General features: G+C 61.9%; 16 protein-coding genes and 1 pseudogene. 10 read left to right on the top strand and 7 right to left on the bottom strand.

Translation table 11 applies throughout. The features are described 5' to 3' along the window. From AC0L2V_RS24585 to AC0L2V_RS24570, 4 genes are all read left to right on the top strand, one after another. Positions 1-1006 (top strand): aminotransferase-like domain-containing protein (locus AC0L2V_RS24585; protein ID WP_473521448.1); only part of this gene is annotated, 1006 nt, incomplete at its 5' end. A 42-nt stretch (positions 1007-1048) separates the two neighbouring features. Next, positions 1049-2323, top strand: coding sequence for an NAD(P)/FAD-dependent oxidoreductase (locus tag AC0L2V_RS24580; RefSeq protein WP_473521447.1), 1275 nt, complete (start codon positions 1049-1051; stop codon positions 2321-2323). A 262-nt stretch (positions 2324-2585) separates the two neighbouring features. Further along, positions 2586-2774 carry a hypothetical protein gene (locus tag AC0L2V_RS24575; RefSeq protein WP_023799140.1) on the top strand — a complete coding sequence of 63 codons (189 nt, stop codon included), beginning with the start codon at positions 2586-2588 and terminating at the stop codon, positions 2772-2774. Positions 2775-3100: 326 nt separating this feature from the next. After that, a complete protein-coding gene (locus AC0L2V_RS24570) occupies positions 3101-4600 on the top strand; it encodes a thiol-disulfide oxidoreductase (protein WP_473510511.1) in 1500 nt (499 codons plus the stop codon). A gap of 179 nt (positions 4601-4779) precedes the next feature. On the opposite strand, the gene AC0L2V_RS24565 is transcribed toward AC0L2V_RS24570, so the two are convergent. Further along, a complete protein-coding gene (locus tag AC0L2V_RS24565) occupies positions 4780-5181 on the bottom strand; it encodes a DCC1-like thiol-disulfide oxidoreductase family protein (protein WP_473510513.1) in 402 nt (133 codons plus the stop codon). Further along, on the bottom strand, positions 5178-5366 hold the full coding sequence (locus tag AC0L2V_RS24560; protein WP_091599270.1) for a hypothetical protein: 189 nt from the start codon (positions 5364-5366) through the stop codon (positions 5178-5180). The genes AC0L2V_RS24565 and AC0L2V_RS24560 overlap by 4 nt, the downstream gene beginning before the upstream one ends. A 355-nt stretch (positions 5367-5721) precedes the next feature. Here AC0L2V_RS24560 and AC0L2V_RS24555 point away from each other — a divergent pair, with 355 nt between their 5' ends. The 4 genes and pseudogenes from AC0L2V_RS24555 to AC0L2V_RS24540 form a co-directional block, all read left to right on the top strand. Further along, positions 5722-6813 (top strand): acyltransferase family protein, encoded by a 1092-nt coding sequence (locus tag AC0L2V_RS24555; RefSeq protein WP_473521446.1) that lies wholly within the window; start codon positions 5722-5724, stop codon positions 6811-6813. Between the two features lie 218 nt (positions 6814-7031). Further along, a complete protein-coding gene (locus AC0L2V_RS24550; protein ID WP_287121107.1) occupies positions 7032-7838 on the top strand; it encodes a class I SAM-dependent methyltransferase in 807 nt (268 codons plus the stop codon). A 139-nt stretch (positions 7839-7977) separates the two neighbouring features. Then, positions 7978-8283 carry a hypothetical protein gene (locus tag AC0L2V_RS24545; protein ID WP_095496525.1) on the top strand — a complete coding sequence of 102 codons (306 nt, stop codon included), beginning with the start codon at positions 7978-7980 and terminating at the stop codon, positions 8281-8283. Positions 8284-8386: 103 nt separating this feature from the next. Beyond that, positions 8387-8575 (top strand): annotated as a pseudogene (locus AC0L2V_RS24540) (endonuclease domain-containing protein); the annotation flags it as partial. A gap of 113 nt (positions 8576-8688) precedes the next feature. Here AC0L2V_RS24540 and AC0L2V_RS24535 read toward each other — a convergent pair. Next, positions 8689-9543, bottom strand: coding sequence for an aldo/keto reductase (locus AC0L2V_RS24535; protein ID WP_473521445.1), 855 nt, complete (start codon positions 9541-9543; stop codon positions 8689-8691). Between the two features lie 157 nt (positions 9544-9700). Further along, positions 9701-10711, bottom strand: coding sequence for an Lnb N-terminal periplasmic domain-containing protein (locus AC0L2V_RS24530; RefSeq protein WP_473521444.1), 1011 nt, complete (start codon positions 10709-10711; stop codon positions 9701-9703). Between the two features lie 401 nt (positions 10712-11112). Between AC0L2V_RS24530 and AC0L2V_RS24525 the strand changes: the two genes are divergently transcribed. Both AC0L2V_RS24525 and AC0L2V_RS24520 read left to right on the top strand, forming a co-directional pair. After that, the gene (locus AC0L2V_RS24525) at positions 11113-12363 is read left to right on the top strand and encodes a PQQ-dependent sugar dehydrogenase (RefSeq protein ID WP_473521443.1); all 1251 of its coding nucleotides are present in this window, start codon (positions 11113-11115) and stop codon (positions 12361-12363) included. A 66-nt stretch (positions 12364-12429) separates the two neighbouring features. Further along, on the top strand, positions 12430-12753 hold the full coding sequence (locus AC0L2V_RS24520; protein ID WP_413468391.1) for a c-type cytochrome: 324 nt from the start codon (positions 12430-12432) through the stop codon (positions 12751-12753). Between the two features lie 44 nt (positions 12754-12797). On the opposite strand, the gene AC0L2V_RS24515 is transcribed toward AC0L2V_RS24520, so the two are convergent. The 3 genes from AC0L2V_RS24515 to AC0L2V_RS24505 all read right to left on the bottom strand — a co-directional run bounded on the left by AC0L2V_RS24515 (position 12798) and on the right by AC0L2V_RS24505 (position 15181). Next, positions 12798-13190 (bottom strand): VOC family protein, encoded by a 393-nt coding sequence (locus tag AC0L2V_RS24515; RefSeq protein WP_473521442.1) that lies wholly within the window; start codon positions 13188-13190, stop codon positions 12798-12800. Between the two features lie 87 nt (positions 13191-13277). After that, positions 13278-13847: a histidine phosphatase family protein gene (locus tag AC0L2V_RS24510; RefSeq protein WP_091599255.1), complete on the bottom strand. Its 570-nt coding sequence runs from the start codon at positions 13845-13847 to the stop codon at positions 13278-13280. Positions 13848-13942: 95 nt separating this feature from the next. Then, positions 13943-15181 (bottom strand): MFS transporter, encoded by a 1239-nt coding sequence (locus AC0L2V_RS24505; RefSeq protein ID WP_473521441.1) that lies wholly within the window; start codon positions 15179-15181, stop codon positions 13943-13945. Positions 15182-15452: the final 271 nt, after the last annotated feature.

Below are 15452 nucleotides of genomic sequence, written 5' to 3'. Positions count from 1 at the left end.
CGCTACGCTTCAGGACTATCACCCGCCCGAGGGGCCGCTGTGGGCGAGGGCGGCGATCGCCGAGTGGATGCAGCCGGTCGCCGGCGCCGGCGATCCCGGTCGGGTGGTGCTGGCGGCGGGCGCCCAGCATGGGCTGGATTGCGTGCTTGGCGCGGTGACCAGGCAGGGCGAGGTCGTGCTCGCCGACGAAGTGACCTATCAGGGCATCAATGCACTGTGCCGGGTGCATGGGCTCGATCTCAGAGGCATCGCCATGGACCGTGGCGGCATGCGGGCCGACGCGTTCGAGGCGGCCTGCGTGCAGTTGCGCCCGCGCGCGGTCTTCCTGGTGCCGACCCTGCACAACCCGACCACCATTACGCTGGGCGAGGAGCGCCGGCACGAGCTGGTGACTGTCGCCCGTCGCCATAACGTCCTTATCATCGAGGATGACGTCTATCGGCCGCTGGCGGACAATCCGCCGCCGTCGCTTGCCAGCCTCGAGCCCGAATTGACGGTTCACATCGGCGCCTTGTCGAAATGCCTTGCCCCGGGACTGCGCCTCGGTTTTGTGATCGCGCCACGCGCCATAGCCGGCCAGGTCGCTGCGGCTTTGCGCATAAACTGCTGGAGCATCAGCCCTCTGACCGCGCTGATCGGCGCACGGCTGATAGAAGAGGGCTCGGCGGCGCGTATCATCGAAGCCCAGAAGCAGGAGCTTCGCCAGCGCCAGGCCATCCTCACCGAAATCCTCGGCCGCTACGATGTCCAGAGCCACGCCACCTCGACGCATGCCTGGCTGCGCCTGCCGGAGCCGTGGCGCGGCGCGGGTTTCGCTCGCACCTGCCTGGAACGTGGCGTTGCCGTTCTTCCCGGCGATGCCTTCGCGGTCGGGCGCGAGCCGGTGCAGCACGGGGTGCGCATCAATGTCGGCGCCGCGCGCTCGCTCGACGATCTGCGCACCGCGCTGAACACCATGGCCGAACTGCTCGCGGCCGGGCATCTGCAACTGCCTGGCTTCGTCTAGACCATGATCCCGAAAAGTGGGGGCCGGTTTTCGGAAAAGATCATGGTCAAACAAGAAGATACGGTCGTGGCAGCAGCGGAAACCGTCGAAATCGCCATCGTTGGCGCCGGCATTGTCGGGCTGGCAACGGCACTTCGGCTTGCGGCCGAGGGGCGCGAGGTGCTGCTCATCGATCCCAACGAGCCTGGCTCCGGCGCCTCGTTTGGCAACGCCGGAACGCTCGCCGAATATGCCAGCATGCCGGTCGGCAACCCGGCCCTGCTGCGCCAATTGCCAAAACTGCTCCTCGATCCTGCCAGCCCATTCGCCTTGCGCTGGCCGGCGTTTTTCCAGCTTGCGCCCTGGCTGGTCCGCTTCGTGCGGCAGTCGCTTCCGGCAGCCACCCGTGCCAATGCGCTGGCGCTGGCCGGCCTTCTGGCTGAGGCCCTGCCGGCATGGGAGGAGATGGCGAAAGAGGCCGATATGGCCGACCTGCTGCGCCGCAACGGCTGCCTCTACCTGTATCGTCGCGAGAGCGGTTTCGCCAGGGCGGCCGGTGGCAGGGCGCTGCGCGCCGGGTTTGGCGTGCATCAGGAGGTTCTGACGCCGGCAGAGGTGGCCGTGCTGGAGCCGAGCCTGCCCACGACCGGGGCCCGCGGACTGTACTTCCCGGATTCGATGAATGTCACCGATCCAAAGACGCTGATGCGGCGGCTGCTCGATGCCGCAACCGCCCGCGGCGTGTCGGTGGCGCAGGCTGCTATATCAGGGCTGCAGATCGAGGCGGACGGTGTCAGGCTCAGCGGTTGCGGCCTTCGCGTTAAGGCGAACACGGTGGTGATCGCCGCGGGTGCGCAATCGCGGGCGTTGGCCATGCAGACCGGCGACAGCATCCCGCTCGAGACCGAACGCGGCTATCATCTCGAATTCCCGACCGAAGCGCCTTTGCTCAATCGTCCGGTCTGTCCCGTCGATCTCGGCTTTTACATGACGCCGATGGCCGGCCGGCTGCGTGTCGCCGGAACCGTCGAGCTCGGCGGGCTTGCAGCGCCGGCAAATCCGCGCCGGCTGGCGCTTTTGGATCGCGGTGTCAGACAGTTCTTCCCCTCACTGGGCCGGCCCTCATCCGAATGGCTCGGGTTCCGGCCGTCGCTGCCCGATTCCCGGCCCGTCATCGGTCAGTCACGTGGCAGCCCCAGGGTGATCCATGCCTTCGGCCATGGTCATCTCGGCCTCACCCTGGCGCCGATCACCGCCCGCTTGGTCGCCGACCTGATTGCCGGACGCGGCGATCCTGCCTGCCTCGCGCCCTTTGCGGTGGGCCGCTTCGCTGCTTGACGCTAGGTCGGCTCCGCCGCGGTAGCGGAGCGTGTAAGCTTGGGCAGGCGTTCGGCAATCCAAGCAAAAACCCGCCCCGGTCTCCGGAGCGGGTCTGTTGCCTGAGGCGGAACTCAACACATGTCCGCAGCCGCAAGGTCACCTCGCGATGCTGAAGATCTGGTTAACCCGCCATATTTGATTCAAATCCTGCTGTGGATCTTCGCCTTTGGGTAAATCGAAATGGGCCATCGTTGTCCAGCGGCGGGCAAAAGGAGAATCCATGACCAGTGACTTTGCCGCAGCCCACCTCCATCTTGAACGAGCCTGTCACTATTTGCGCGGCGATGACGAGACGAGCAGCGCGGCGCGCGCCGCCCTGGACATCCTGATCGATGCAATTGTCGCAGCCCAGTACAAGCGTCCGCCCGCTGACGTGGTGGAATTTCCCAGAACGGCAAAGCAGCGTTAGTCGGCGAAGCGCGGCGCATCCGCAGGATTAATGCGCCGCTTCAAGTTCTTGTTTTCCAACATGTCGTTGTCTTGACATGTCGTTGTCCTGATACTGCTGCGCGCCCTCGGGTCAGGCCCGAGGGCATGCCTTAGGCGACATGCAGTGGCGGGCGAAACAAATGGAGCGGACGGCCAGTTCAAATTAAACGCATCCCGCTTTGGGTCCGCCGTACCTCTCCCAATGGCTGATGCTCGGCAGCAGGAGCTACCGACGATGGCGGATTGACTCTTACTCTGCGCTCGTGCTGATGTTGCAGTGCAACATAGGGCAGCGGGGGCTAACTGGTGTTTATTGGGCAGCAGCAGTATTCAAGCGCGACACCGATATGGAACGTTGGTCGCAGCAAGATCACGAAAGTCAGAGGATGGGACGATACATTTGACGGGTTGACCGCATTTGCCCCGTTCTGGGCAATGGCGGCGATCTTCAGTATCGCCGGTGATATCTACTCCATGCTTGGCTACAAGGGGCCGCTGTTTGCCGCTCTGAGCTGGTCGGTCGTCCTGTTCAGCCTGCTACTCCTGCTGTACCCGCGGCGAACCGAGTTCTTGATCGGGCTCGTGATGGTATCGCTTGTGCTGTACGCGCTGCGCATGCCGGTCGCTTCGAACAACAAGACGATCACGGCGGTGATGAACGGGGCTATCCTGCTCAGTGTGGCAGTGCTCTATCTGCGGGCCGCCGGCCGCGGCGCCGCGCTGGCCCGGATGGAGCTTTATCAACAGATCCGGATCGTCGCCCGGGCGCTGCTCGCCATCATGTATTTCTACGGCATCTTCCACAAGATCAACACCGATTTCCTCGATCCTTCCGTGAGTTGCGCGGTGGGCCTCTACGCTCCGCTGGCTCGTCCGTTCGGCCTCGAGGACAATCTGTTTGGCCGGTATCTTGCGATCTTCGCCACCTTCGTCATTGAGGCGATTGCGATCGTGTCCCTCTACTGGAAGCGCTATTTCGCCGTGGGGTTCATCCTCGCGCTCGTCTTCCATTACGTGATCCCGATCTCGGCCTATTCCTGGTACATGGACTTTTCCAGCCTGGTGTTCGCGCTGTATGTGCTGAGCATCCCCACGCCCGCCAGCGAGGCGCTCTATCGCACCTCGCTGGAGTTTACCAATCCGCTGCGCGAGACGTTCGGCCGGATCGGGATCTTGCTGCCGGGCGCGGCCGTGATGCTGGTCGCGGTCACTCTCGTCATTGCGCTCACCTATGCTTTTCCCGGGCGCTCCTTCGACATGATGGTCCACTCCGTCTGGATCCTCATTTGGGCGGTAGTGGGCGGCGCGGCGATGGTCGTGCTGTCCCATGTGGCCCTGCAGAACCTGCCTTGCCGGACCGTCTCCTCGCCGCGCCAGCCGCTCTGGGTCTATTTGGTGCCGGGCTTGTTCTTCCTCTCCTGCCTGTCACCCTATGTCGGGCTCAAGACGGAGAGTTCCATCAACATGTTCAGCAATCTGCACACCGAGGCCGGCCAGACCAACCATCTGCTCTTTCCCAAGCCACCATACATGTTCAACTATCAGAACGAGGTGGTGAAGATCGTTGATTCGTCCGAGCCCCATCTCGTCCGCCAGTCGCGGGCGGGCAATTACCACGTCCTCCTCGATGTGAAGAAACAACTGCGCCGGAAGCCCGAGGCTTGGGTGACTTACGTGAAGGATGGTGAGACGATTACCCGCGCCAACGCGTCGACCTTCGCAGGCGAAATGCCCAGCCTCCTCGAACGCAAGTTGCTTGTGTTCAAGCTGGTGGATTTCTCGCGGCCGAAGTCCTGCACCCACTGAGCGCCGCTCTCACGGAAACTGGTAGATGTCGCCGGGCAGTCTGGCCATCCATTTCGCCGGGAACTGCCCGAGCGCGTCGCGATTGCAAGGGACACGCGGCGCTTTAAGTTCATGTCGTTGTCGCAAAACCGCTGCGCACCCTCGGGTCAGGGCCCGAGGGCATGCTTTTGTGACATGCTTTAGCGCCGTTCGAGGTCGGCAGGGATCAGCGAGCGGCCGCGAAGCCTCAGGGTGGCCCGGCGTCCGAGCTTGAGCGCCGGATAGATCAGCCGCGCGGCCGTCCTGTTTGAGAGAATCCTGCGGTTGAGCCAGCCGAAAAGCGTCGAAGAGGAACTGAGGATCGCCATGAGATTGATGGCCTCCTCGCCGTGGTAGACGCGATCCTCGAAAACGAAGAGCATGCCCTCGTTCAGGTCGAAGCCCTGGTGCTGAAACTCGACAACGCGCGGGTCGCCGGAGCGCGCGTCGAGCAGCTCGACAGGACCGACCGCGTCGCGCAGCCGGGCAAAGCGGACATAGCTCTGGCAGAAGATGCAGTCGCCGTCATAGACGATAAGCGCCGTCTTGCCGGGGGGCTTCATTGCAGCGTCGGATCCTGACTGTGCCCGATTGGTGCTTCTACGGAGCTATCGATCGCGCAATTGCCGTAGAATGCGCAGCCGGAGACGACGGGCAGATTGCTGAAGGCGTCGAGGATGGCGACGAGCACCAGCCCGACAATGCCGAGCATCAACATTTTCTTGTAGGCGGACAAGTCGCGAAGCATCTTGGTCCTTTGCTGCTTGAATCGGACCTGGTCGATCCTTGGTCAAAGCGCGATCGATTTCAACAGCCGGCTGGCTGCAAGAACGGCAGCCCGTGCCGGCCAAGGTTTCCTATCGCTTGAGCTGCCATAGTCGGCACCAGCCTGTTATTGTGCAACGCAACAATGAGTGAAGATCGGCGGAAAATCAAGCGGAATGCTGAATTTCGCCGACTTTTGCGACATTGCATCGGCGGCAACCGGCAATGCGGACCTCCGAGCCAATTCGCACTTGCCACACAGTATAATGCAATGCACAATCGCCATCGAAACCGAAGGACCGGGCCGGCCGATAAGCCGTATCCAGGAAACGCTGAAGTTGAACCTGCCCATACGTGAGACCTGGCTGGACACTGCCAAGGGCTTGGGAATCACCCTCGTCGTCATGGCCCACGTCCTCGACCACAGCACCTGGCGATGGGCGCACCCGATTTACTTTACGGCATCGCTGTTCTTCATGCCGTTCTTCTTCATCATATCCGGCTACCTTTTTGCCGTGACGGAGAGGAAGGCGCTTTTCCGGAAGCGCGTCCAGGGCCTGCTCATTCCCTATGTGATGTTTCTCGGCGCGATCATGGCGAGCGTGCTCGTTGTGGACTTTTTGCGCGGCGACACCCCGGCGCCCTGGCAGATCAGGGAACTCATCACCGACGCGCTGCTGGGCGGACGGCACCTGACGCGCGAACTCGGCGTGTTCTGGTTCGTCACCTGCCTCGTCGCCACGCAACTCGTCTACAACGAGGTCGCGATCAGGACCAGCGGACCGACCGATCCCGGAATGCTGATCTTCGTCGGCGCATCCGTCGGCCTCGCCTATTCAATCCAGGCCTACTGGCAGGAGGTGCGCGCGCCGCTGGCTCTGACGAACGTGCCGCTCGCGATCGGCGCATTCTGGTTCGGACATTTCCTGCGCGAACGCGGCATGAGCGCGCTGTGGTCGGCGGTGTTTGTCGTGGCGGTTGCCGGGGTTGCGCTCGCGGCGGCGCGGTCGGGGTCCGACTTTACCTTCAGCATGAAGAACGCCATCTTCGGCCCCCCGCTTCTCGGCCTGCTCGTTGCATTGGCGATCTCGACCTTTATCCTCGGCCTCGTCCGCTTCATGGCGATCTCGACCTTTATCCTCGGCCTCGTCCGCTTCATGGCGATGCCGAGCTTGCGCATCGCTCCGTTGGCGGAAATCGGCGCAGCCTCCCTGGTGATCATGTTCGTCCATCAGTTCGTTCATTTCACGCTGCGGGACTTCGGAATGTCTTCCGAGTTGGCGCTGATTGCCCTGTCGCTCGGACTTCCCTATCTGCTCTATCGCGGACTGAGATCGTCCCGGATACTGTCTCCCTGGTTCATCGGAAGCGGAGACCTGGCGCTCAGCATCCAACTGATGAGGCGGAGCCTCGCGTTCCGGGCAGGCTGAGCACGAACGCGTCCAGGCGACGGCAGCAGCGGTTTGCTTCCGGATCGGAGCTGTCCAGCGCCCAGATCGTCTGCCTTGCCGGCCCGGGGCCGAGCGTGCGCGTGTCGGCATCCGAGTACGATCCCCCGGACAGATCTTCCTGGCCCCCTGTTCCCGCGAGGGCGGCGGGCGTATTCTCACGGTCCGACGGGTCGAAATCATCAGGGGAGGAGATTGCGATGGCTGAGGCAACGCGCCACGACGCCTGGCAGGCCGGGGATAGCTACGACCTCTATATGGGGCGATGGAGCCGTCAGATCGCTCCACCGTTCCTGGATTGGCTCGATCCGGCGGAGGGTCTGGACTGGCTGGAGGTGGGTTGCGGAACCGGGGCGCTGTCGGCAGCCATCCTGGCCCGTTGCAATCCCAGGAGTTTGGTGTCCATAGACCCGTCGGAGGGTTTTCTCGCCAAGGCGCGGGCAAACGTGCCGGACAAGCGTGTCGCGTTTCTCGCAGGCGATGCGCAGGCCTTGGCAGTCGAATCGGGCAGCAAGGACATGGTCGTGTCGGCGCTTGTTCTCAACTTCGTTCCCGACAGGCAAAAGGCGCTCGCCGAGATGCGGCGGGTGGCCCGCCCTGGAGCGACGATTGGATTCTATGTGTGGGATTATCCCGGCGGCGGGGTGGAATTCATGCGGGCCTTCTGGACCGCTGCGACGGCGCTTGACCCCGGTGCCATCGACCTTACCGAAGACAGGCGTTTTCCATTTTGCACACAAGATGGATTGACCGATCTCGCGGAGAAGGCAGGCCTGGGCTCCATCGACTCCACCCGGATTGAAATGCCGGCCGTGTTCAAGGACTTTGAGGACTACTGGCGCCCCTTCACCCTGGGTGCGGGACCGGCGCCCGGCTACTGCATGAGTCTCGACCCCGCAGCTCGCCAGAGATTGATGGAGAGGCTCCGCGACAGTCTGCCGCGTGGCGAGGGCGGGTCCATTCCCCTGAAAACGAGAGCCTGGGCAGTCAAGGCGAAGGTGCGCTGATGACCGGCAGCCCATGTCGCACCAAACCGGCAGGCGGCCAATCATAGACTGCCGGCGCAAAGTTCGGGTTGACCGGCCTTGTGCGCGAAGCGACTATTCGTCTGGACAGCCGAGATGCAGATTGTGCGAGGAGATTACGATGGACGAGCCCGATCGCTGGCGTCACATGTCGAGCGCGCCAAGGGATGGCAGCCGAATCCTGGTCACAGTTCGGCCGTCTGAGCAGGGGCCAGCGGAAGTCGACCTGGCTTACTGGTCTCGAGCCGACCAGTTCGGCAGTGAGGGGTGGCGTGCTTCCGACTCGTCGCCCGGACGCGTGGTTGAATACGCCGAACCCGAGCTGAAGTGCTGGATGCCGCTGCCAACCGCCAATCTGAGCAAGGGTTCAATGCCGAGCCCTTGGGACGAAGAAGATGTCCCGCTGCTGGATGGATCGGGGATATGAGGCTGAGCGCGATCGTCACAGCTGCCAATCTCCCCCAAGTGGGGGAGATGTCCGGCAGGACAGAGGGGGGCGCCGTAGAGTGCCAACCTCAATTTCCGATTGCAAGAAGCTCGTCGTCGAAGTCGATGGTTCGCAGCATGCCGACGCCAATGCAGGCGACGAGGCAAGGACAAAGCGTCTTGAGCAAGACGGCTGGACTGTGCTGCGCTTCTGGAACGACGACGTCATTCGCGGCATCGACAATGTCTGCCAGCATATTGTGATCGAGGCAGGGCTCGCCGGTACGACTTGATACGCCGGCGGGACAGCGCCCCCCTCTGTCCTGCCCTCTTTGCCACCACTTGACATCTCCCCCACGAGGGGGGAGATTGGCAGCTCCGCTGTCGGCTCCCTTCTCTCAGACCCTCAGAACAGGAATGCCGCCGTGGCCGGGTTCGCGCCGGTACGGCCGGCCGATGAATCCATGCTTCGGATGAGCTCGAGGTCCTTTGAATCCAGCTCGAAATCGAAGACGTCGAAATTGGCGGCAATCCGGTCCTGGTGGATCGACTTTGGAATGACGATCAGCCCTTCCTGAAGATGCCAGCGGATGATCACCTGCGCCACGGACTTGCGGTGTTTTGCGGCGATCTTTTCGAGGGTCGGGTCGCTCAACAGCCGGCCGCTGCCCAGCGGGCTCCAGCTTTCGATGCGGATGTTGTGCGTGCTGTGAAATTCTCTGGTCTGGCGCTGTTGAAACCGGGGATGGAGTTCGATCTGGTTGACTGAGGGTGTGACACCAGTCTCGCCGATGATCCGCTCCAGATGGTCGTGGTTGAAATTCGAAACGCCAATCGACTTGGTCCGGCCGGATTGCCTGAGTTCGATCAGCGTCTTCCACGCCTCGACATATTTGCCCTGGCTGGGCACCGGCCAGTGGATCAGGAACAGGTCGATCTGCTCGATGCCCAGCTTGTTCATCGTCTCGTCGAAAGCCCGCAGGGCGGCGTCACGCTGATGCGCGCCGTTGCGCAGCTTCGAGGTGATGAACAGCTCGCTTCTCGGCACGCCAGCCGTGCGGATCGCCTGCCCGACGCCCTCCTCGTTCTGGTAGCCTTCGGCGGTATCGATCAGTCTGTAGCCGGCCTCGATTCCCCAACTCACGACTTGGGCCGTAATGGCTGGATCGACCTGCCAAACGCCAAGGCCGATCTGGGGAATGGCTGAGCCATCGTTCAATGTGATCTGCTCAGCTTTAGTCAGGGTAATTTGTTCAGGCATGCTCAGGTCCTTCTGCATCGCTCCGCCCAGCGCAGTGCTTATCTAGGCGCGGCGTCCGCCAATGCGAGTCGACAGGTGGAGAAAGTAGAAGTGCGCCGTGAAGCCGGGATGAGATCCGGTTCGAACCGCCCAGCGTTTCCAAACATGGTTCCAGAGATCAATAAATTGGACCGGGGGATGGCACGCCAATCCGGATCGATCTCGAAAAATCTGGCGAAAGGCCCGACTCCCGCGCACGGCCGTCAATGTGGGCCGCCTCCCTCAAAACCGACATCGGCAAGCTGACATCGAGCGCACCCCGTGCATACGCATATTCGGGAAGATAGCCGTTAACGATGAGGCGCCAGTCAAGAGGCACCACGTCACCGACGGCTCGCATCATCTTGACGATCGTGGTCGTGCAGTTCGTCGTGATGGAATTATAGAATTCTGGAGTCGTGGAAAGTGCATTTGCGTCCAAGACGTATTCCAGCAAGAGCGCCCGGGCCGCTTCCGGTGACACTTTTAGCCGATAGATTTGGACATCCTCTCCGCGAACGTTTGACCTGACGCCGACGACGTCTCGCTCATCAGCCGCAATAATGACCAGGGGATTGCTCTTGAACAGGTCTGCCATGGGTGAAAACTTGCCGCCTCCATGGCGCCGCACCTCAATCGACCAGGCAAGATAGTCGCCTCCTGCAAAGCCGAAGCTTATGATGACATGGGCGATTTTGGTCCCGGACCAATAAGACATGAAGAGATCCACCGTCTGAACGCTGGAGAGGTCGTAGGTCCGCGTTGTCCAGCGTTCGGTGAAATCAGTAGCGCTACGCCACTCGAAGTCGCGCACATCAGTCAGCGTCAACAGGTTTCCGTCGCGTGTGCCGGTTACCTGACGGGCGACGTCGGGCGCCCAGTCCGCGTGATCGAAAGGCCTGATGGTGCTCCACCAAACCAGAACCACAGCTAACGCAGCTGCAAACAGGACAAGCGCCCTGATGCGAAACCGGCTGAAGAGGGCGATGATAGTGGCGAGGCCGAACAAGATGAAAAGGACGCCGGCAACAGCCCGTCCAAGCTCAGCCACGGGCAGGCGATACCACATGGCAAGTCCAGCCCAGGCAGTCAGGATTGCGACGGCCAGCGAAAGGATGATGGCAAGCGAGATCCGAGCGATGCGACGCATCTATTCCCCCTCTGGCGGTCTGCTATCTGGTGGCCTCGCATTGCCTGGATGCCATTTTTCACCGGACGTCCGAAGGCAACTCTACATGGCGATATTGGAGCACATTCGGTCTGTTGCGCCAACTCGGCGCCCGCCCGGCCAGCCGACAAGAGGATGGTTGAAAGCCCCGGCCAGCTTGCCGTTCATCATTGGTACCCGGCGGGCCGACATGTTATGCTGTGGCGGCAACCACTGCAGTCCCAGGTGACTGTCAGGGGGATTGAGTTAGGCAACGCTTTCGGTCGTTAGGTCCCGGCCGGAAGATTGTGCTCGGCGCTGGAAATTTCGCACAAAAGCAACCGCCCGCAACGTTGTGTCTGACTGCCGCAGATGCCGCGAAGCTGGCCACGTGGGAGGATATCGTGATCAAGAAACTGGCTTTCGTTTTGTCATGCGCTGCCGCCCTATGCGTAACGTCCGCCTTTGCGCAGGACGAAAATCTCGAGAAACTTGGCGGCTTCAAGACGACCGGCACACCGATGATGGAGCCGATCCCGCAGACCGGAGAAAACGCCGAAGCCCTCAAAGCAATTGCAGCGAAGGTCAAAGTCCCGGATGGTTTTAAGATCACTCTCTATGCCATCGTTCCCGACGCGCGTCATATCGCTGTAGGACCGCAGGGCGTGGTGACCTTCGTCGGTACCCGCAAAGAGCTGGTCTACTCCATGACCGACCGCAACAAGGACCGCGTCGCCGACGACGTGAAGGCCTTTGCGCCTTCGATCAAAATGACGGTTCCGAACGGCGTCTGTTTCTCGAGGGATGGCCACCTCTACGTCGTCGAACAGAACCGCGTATTGTGGTTCCCGGCGGCCGAGTTTTTCTATGAAGGTCCCGATGTCGCGGCTTTCCCGATCGTGAAGCAGGGCGAGCTGATACCCGCATCCAACGAGAGCTACAATCACACGGCCCGAACCTGTCGCGTTGGGCCTGACAACCGCATCTATATTACCATCGGCCAGCCGTTCAATGTGCCAGCCCCCGAAGTGCTCCCGGAATTTGAGAAACTCGGCATCGGCGGCATCATAAGCATGAAGCAGGACGGTACCGACCGCAAAATTTATGCGCGCGGAATGCGCAATCCCCTCGGCCTGGATTTCAACCCAAAGGACAAGACACTTTGGGTGAACGACAATCAGGTCGACGGCATGGGCGACACCATTCCCCCAGGTGAAATGAACCGTGTTACCGGACCGGACCAGAATTTTGGCTTCCCCTGGTATGGCGGCGGCAAAGTTCGTACGGTTGAGTACAAGGACGCAACAGTCCCCGAAGGCGTGATCTTCCCGGAGGTCGAGCAAGAGGCTCACGCGGCCGATCTCGGGCTGTCGTTCTATACCGGCAAGCAGTTCCCCGAAAAATACCGCGGCGGCATCTTCTCGACCCAGCACGGCTCGTGGAACCGCGTGGACCCGGTGGGGGCTCGGGTGATGTTCACCGCGCTCAAGGCGGACGGCACGGCGGACAAAGCTGAAGTGTTCGCTGACGGCTGGCTGAACGAGAATGGCGAGTATCTCGGCCGTCCTGTCGATGTTCAGATGCTCAAAGACGGTTCGCTGCTGGTGTCCGACGATCTGGCCGGGGCCGTCTGGCGGATTTCCTACGGCGATTAAGCGACTTGCCAGGCGGCGGCCTTCTGCTGCTGCCTGGCTTGCTTCTCTTGGATAAAGGAGTTCGGGGTGAGGCGTTTGATCGTCAGTCTGGCTGCGCTCTTTGCCTGTTCGTCGCTTGCGCAGGCTGGAGGTGATGCCGCTTCGGGCAAAAAAATCATGCTGAAGTGCCAAGTCTGCCATGGCAAGGACGGCATTGCCAAGCTGCCCGACGCGCCGAACATAGCAGGGCAAAAGGAGGCTTATCTTGTCAAGGCGCTGAACGCCTTCAAGACAGGCGAGCGCAAGAACGAGCAGATGACTGTCGTGACCAAGGGCTTGAGCGATGAGGATATAGCTGATGTCGCCGCCTATTATTCATCGATCAAGATCACCGTTCAGGTTCCGCCATGAGGCCAGCTCGCAGACGTCCGCCGCCTGGCTACGCCACCGAGCGATCACGGGTTCCATCCGCCGCTGCCGTACTGACGGGTAATGATCTCGAGCAGATGACCGTTAGGGTCCTCGAAATAAACGCCGCGGCCGCCGTCGTGGCGATTGATCGCGCCCAGCTGCGTCCGGCCAGGATCAGCCCAGTACGGCAGGTCCCGTTCACGAATCCTGCCGAAGATCTCGTCGAACTCGGCTTCGCTGACCAGGAAGGCGTAATGCTGCGGGCTGATTTCGCCTGAGGTATCCATATAGTCGAGGTTGGCACCGTTTTCGGTGGTGACCATCTGGAAAGGCCCCAAGCGCCTTGGGGCGGGAAGGCCAAGCATTTCCGCCAGGAATTTTGCCGACGCCTCGCTGTCGCGGGCCGGCAGTATTGTATGGTTGAAATCGATAGCCATGCCGTCACTCCCTTCGATCTCTCCTCGCACGTCGTTGTTCCGCGACTGAAGCGATGCTGCACGAGATGGGGTCGAAGGCCATGATGCTCAAGCCGGCGTGGCAACCTGCCCGATGACCTGCACGGGGTCAGCTTCATGAATACGGACGATGATCATTTCGCCGCTATCCGGCACCTCGCCCGTCAAACCGGTGATGTTGACCTGATGCGTGACAAGCACGGCAGGTCCGCCGAAACGCTGCCCGCGGAGCCACGCCAAAAGGGCAGCGGTGCGCACTTCTGCGGCCGAACTGTCGCCAAAGAAGGAATTGAGCAGCTCAAGAGGCACGACGTCGCCGATCCCGAGCAGGCGAGCGGTATCCAGGCAGCGACACCACTGGCTCGAATGGACGGCTGCCGACGAGATGCCGTTCGCACGGAACAGGTCGCCGATCGCGCGGGCCTGCGCACGACCTTCTTCCGACAGATTCCGCTGGGTGCTGCAGTCACCGAGCCGGAAGCCAGGCGGATCGCCGGAGCCTGGGGCCGCGGCATGGCGCAGCAGCGCAATGGCTTCTCCGGATCGCAGGGCTGCCCAGAGTGGCCCGGAGGCTTGGGCCGTGCCGAAGGCAGCCGCTCCGAGCGACAGGACAAGAAGTTGCCGACGTCCAATTCGCATCTTGCTTCTCACCTTCCGATTAGCGTCTGACGCGGACCAGCACTTCATTCCGTAACTAGCGACATAAATGTTGGTGTCGACGATTTCAGGGCCGATCAGGAGCTGGAAAGATTCCAGCCGCGAGACAGGCCCCGCGTCAGCCTCCGCGACACCCGCCACATCAGCAAGGCGGCGGCCAGGCTGTAGACGCCCATCAAGGCCAGTTGCAGCGAGTAGTCGACGCCGGCGTCGATCAGGTATCCGGTGATGCCGGGACCCATCGCCGAGGCCAGAACCATCACGGCCACCACAACCGAGCGGATCGCGCCGAGATGCGCGGTGCCGTAGATCTCCGGCCACATCGCGCCCTCCAGGGTCGAGGAGAAGCCGTAGCTGATGCCAAGCAGCGCCATGAAGACGAAGATGGCGAAAGGCGCCGTCAGATAGGCAGCCGCGAAGCATGCCAGCGCCAGCGGCAGAAGGAATAGAGGCAGCAGCTGGACCGCCGAGAAGCGGTCGATCAGCCACCCGGCCAGAAGCGCAAAACCCATCGTCGTGGCGGACAGGACGGCGAAGCCGCTGGCGAAGAGTTGCAGCGGCCAGCCCCGGAGCTCGGTTAGATAGACCTGGTGAAAGAAGATGGTCGTGCCGACGAAGGCGGGAGCCAGAACCCCCAGGCAGATGGCGTAGAACGTCGGATCGCGCAGGACTTCAGTCCGCGTCCAGTGCTTCACTGCGCGTTGCGCCCTCGGCTGGGCCTCGCTCTGCGGATTGCGTTCCTTCCGGATCAGCGCACAAACCAGAGGCAAGGCCACGACCAGGATGAAGGCTGCGCAGACGAACCAGCTTCCCCGCCAGCCGACGACGCCGGCCACGAGGACGAACAGGAAAGGCAGCAGAGCGCCGCCGACATGAAAGCCAAGCGTGACGACCGAGACGGCGCGGCCCCGGTTCGCGGCGAACCAGCGGCCTGTTGCCGTCAGAGCGGTCTGGGTCATCATCCCCTGGCCAAAAAGGCGCAGCAAATAGAGCGCAAGGAGCAGCGTTGGCAGCGACCCGGCGAACCCCATCGCAATGCTGGCGCAGGCAAGCATGAGCATCGTCGCGATCGCCATGGTCACTGTCGAATACCGGTCCAGCGGCCGCCCAAGGAACGGCAGGGTCGCCGCGCTAAGCAGCGTTGCCAGCATGTAAATCCCGCCGAACTCGCCGTGACTCAACCCGAACGTCTCGCGGATACCGCCGTTCGACAAGGCGATGAAGAAGGTCTGCCCGAAGGACGAGACGAGGGTCAGCAAAAAGGCGCCCGCGAGCCAGCGGACATTGTTGACGACGAATGCACTGAAGGACTGCATGATCCCTTTGTTTCTCGATAGAGTGCGCGCTTCCTGTTCGTCCTTATCGGCCTCCGCTGCCGGAGGATATCGGCCAGTTCCGCTTTGATCAGAGGCCTGGCTTCACGTTCGAGCCGGTCGAACTTCCATGCCGATTACCAACCAGCCAGTCCGACTTCGGCGTCCTCGCCACTCTGCTTGCGAGTGAAGTCAGTCGGACGCCGTCGCGCTCTTAGGTCAGGCACTCAAAGGCATCATGCCTCTCGCTCAAGCTCAGGTTCGCTATCGTCTC

This window comes from Mesorhizobium sp. WSM4814 (assembly GCF_055811595.1).
Note: the sequence above shows the minus strand (reverse complement) of the source record. Positions and strands in the feature narration are given on the sequence as shown.

Bases quoted from the DNA above. Each gene is read 5' to 3' on its own strand.
- AC0L2V_RS24580 (WP_473521447.1), top strand. From the start codon at position 1,049: ATGGTCAAACAAGAAGATACGGTCGTGGCAGCAGCGGAAACCGTCGAA.
- AC0L2V_RS24575 (WP_023799140.1), top strand. From the start codon at position 2,586: ATGACCAGTGACTTTGCCGCAGCCCACCTCCATCTTGAACGAGCCTGT.
- AC0L2V_RS24565 (WP_473510513.1), bottom strand. From the start codon at position 5,181: ATGAAGCCCCCCGGCAAGACGGCGCTTATCGTCTATGACGGCGACTGC.
- AC0L2V_RS24560 (WP_091599270.1), bottom strand. From the start codon at position 5,366: ATGCTTCGCGACTTGTCCGCCTACAAGAAAATGTTGATGCTCGGCATT.
- AC0L2V_RS24550 (WP_287121107.1), top strand. From the start codon at position 7,032: ATGGCTGAGGCAACGCGCCACGACGCCTGGCAGGCCGGGGATAGCTAC.
- AC0L2V_RS24545 (WP_095496525.1), top strand. From the start codon at position 7,978: ATGGACGAGCCCGATCGCTGGCGTCACATGTCGAGCGCGCCAAGGGAT.
- AC0L2V_RS24535 (WP_473521445.1), bottom strand. From the start codon at position 9,543: ATGCCTGAACAAATTACCCTGACTAAAGCTGAGCAGATCACATTGAAC.
- AC0L2V_RS24530 (WP_473521444.1), bottom strand. From the start codon at position 10,711: ATGCGTCGCATCGCTCGGATCTCGCTTGCCATCATCCTTTCGCTGGCC.
- AC0L2V_RS24515 (WP_473521442.1), bottom strand. From the start codon at position 13,190: ATGGCTATCGATTTCAACCATACAATACTGCCGGCCCGCGACAGCGAG.
- AC0L2V_RS24510 (WP_091599255.1), bottom strand. From the start codon at position 13,847: ATGCGAATTGGACGTCGGCAACTTCTTGTCCTGTCGCTCGGAGCGGCT.
- AC0L2V_RS24505 (WP_473521441.1), bottom strand. From the start codon at position 15,181: ATGCAGTCCTTCAGTGCATTCGTCGTCAACAATGTCCGCTGGCTCGCG.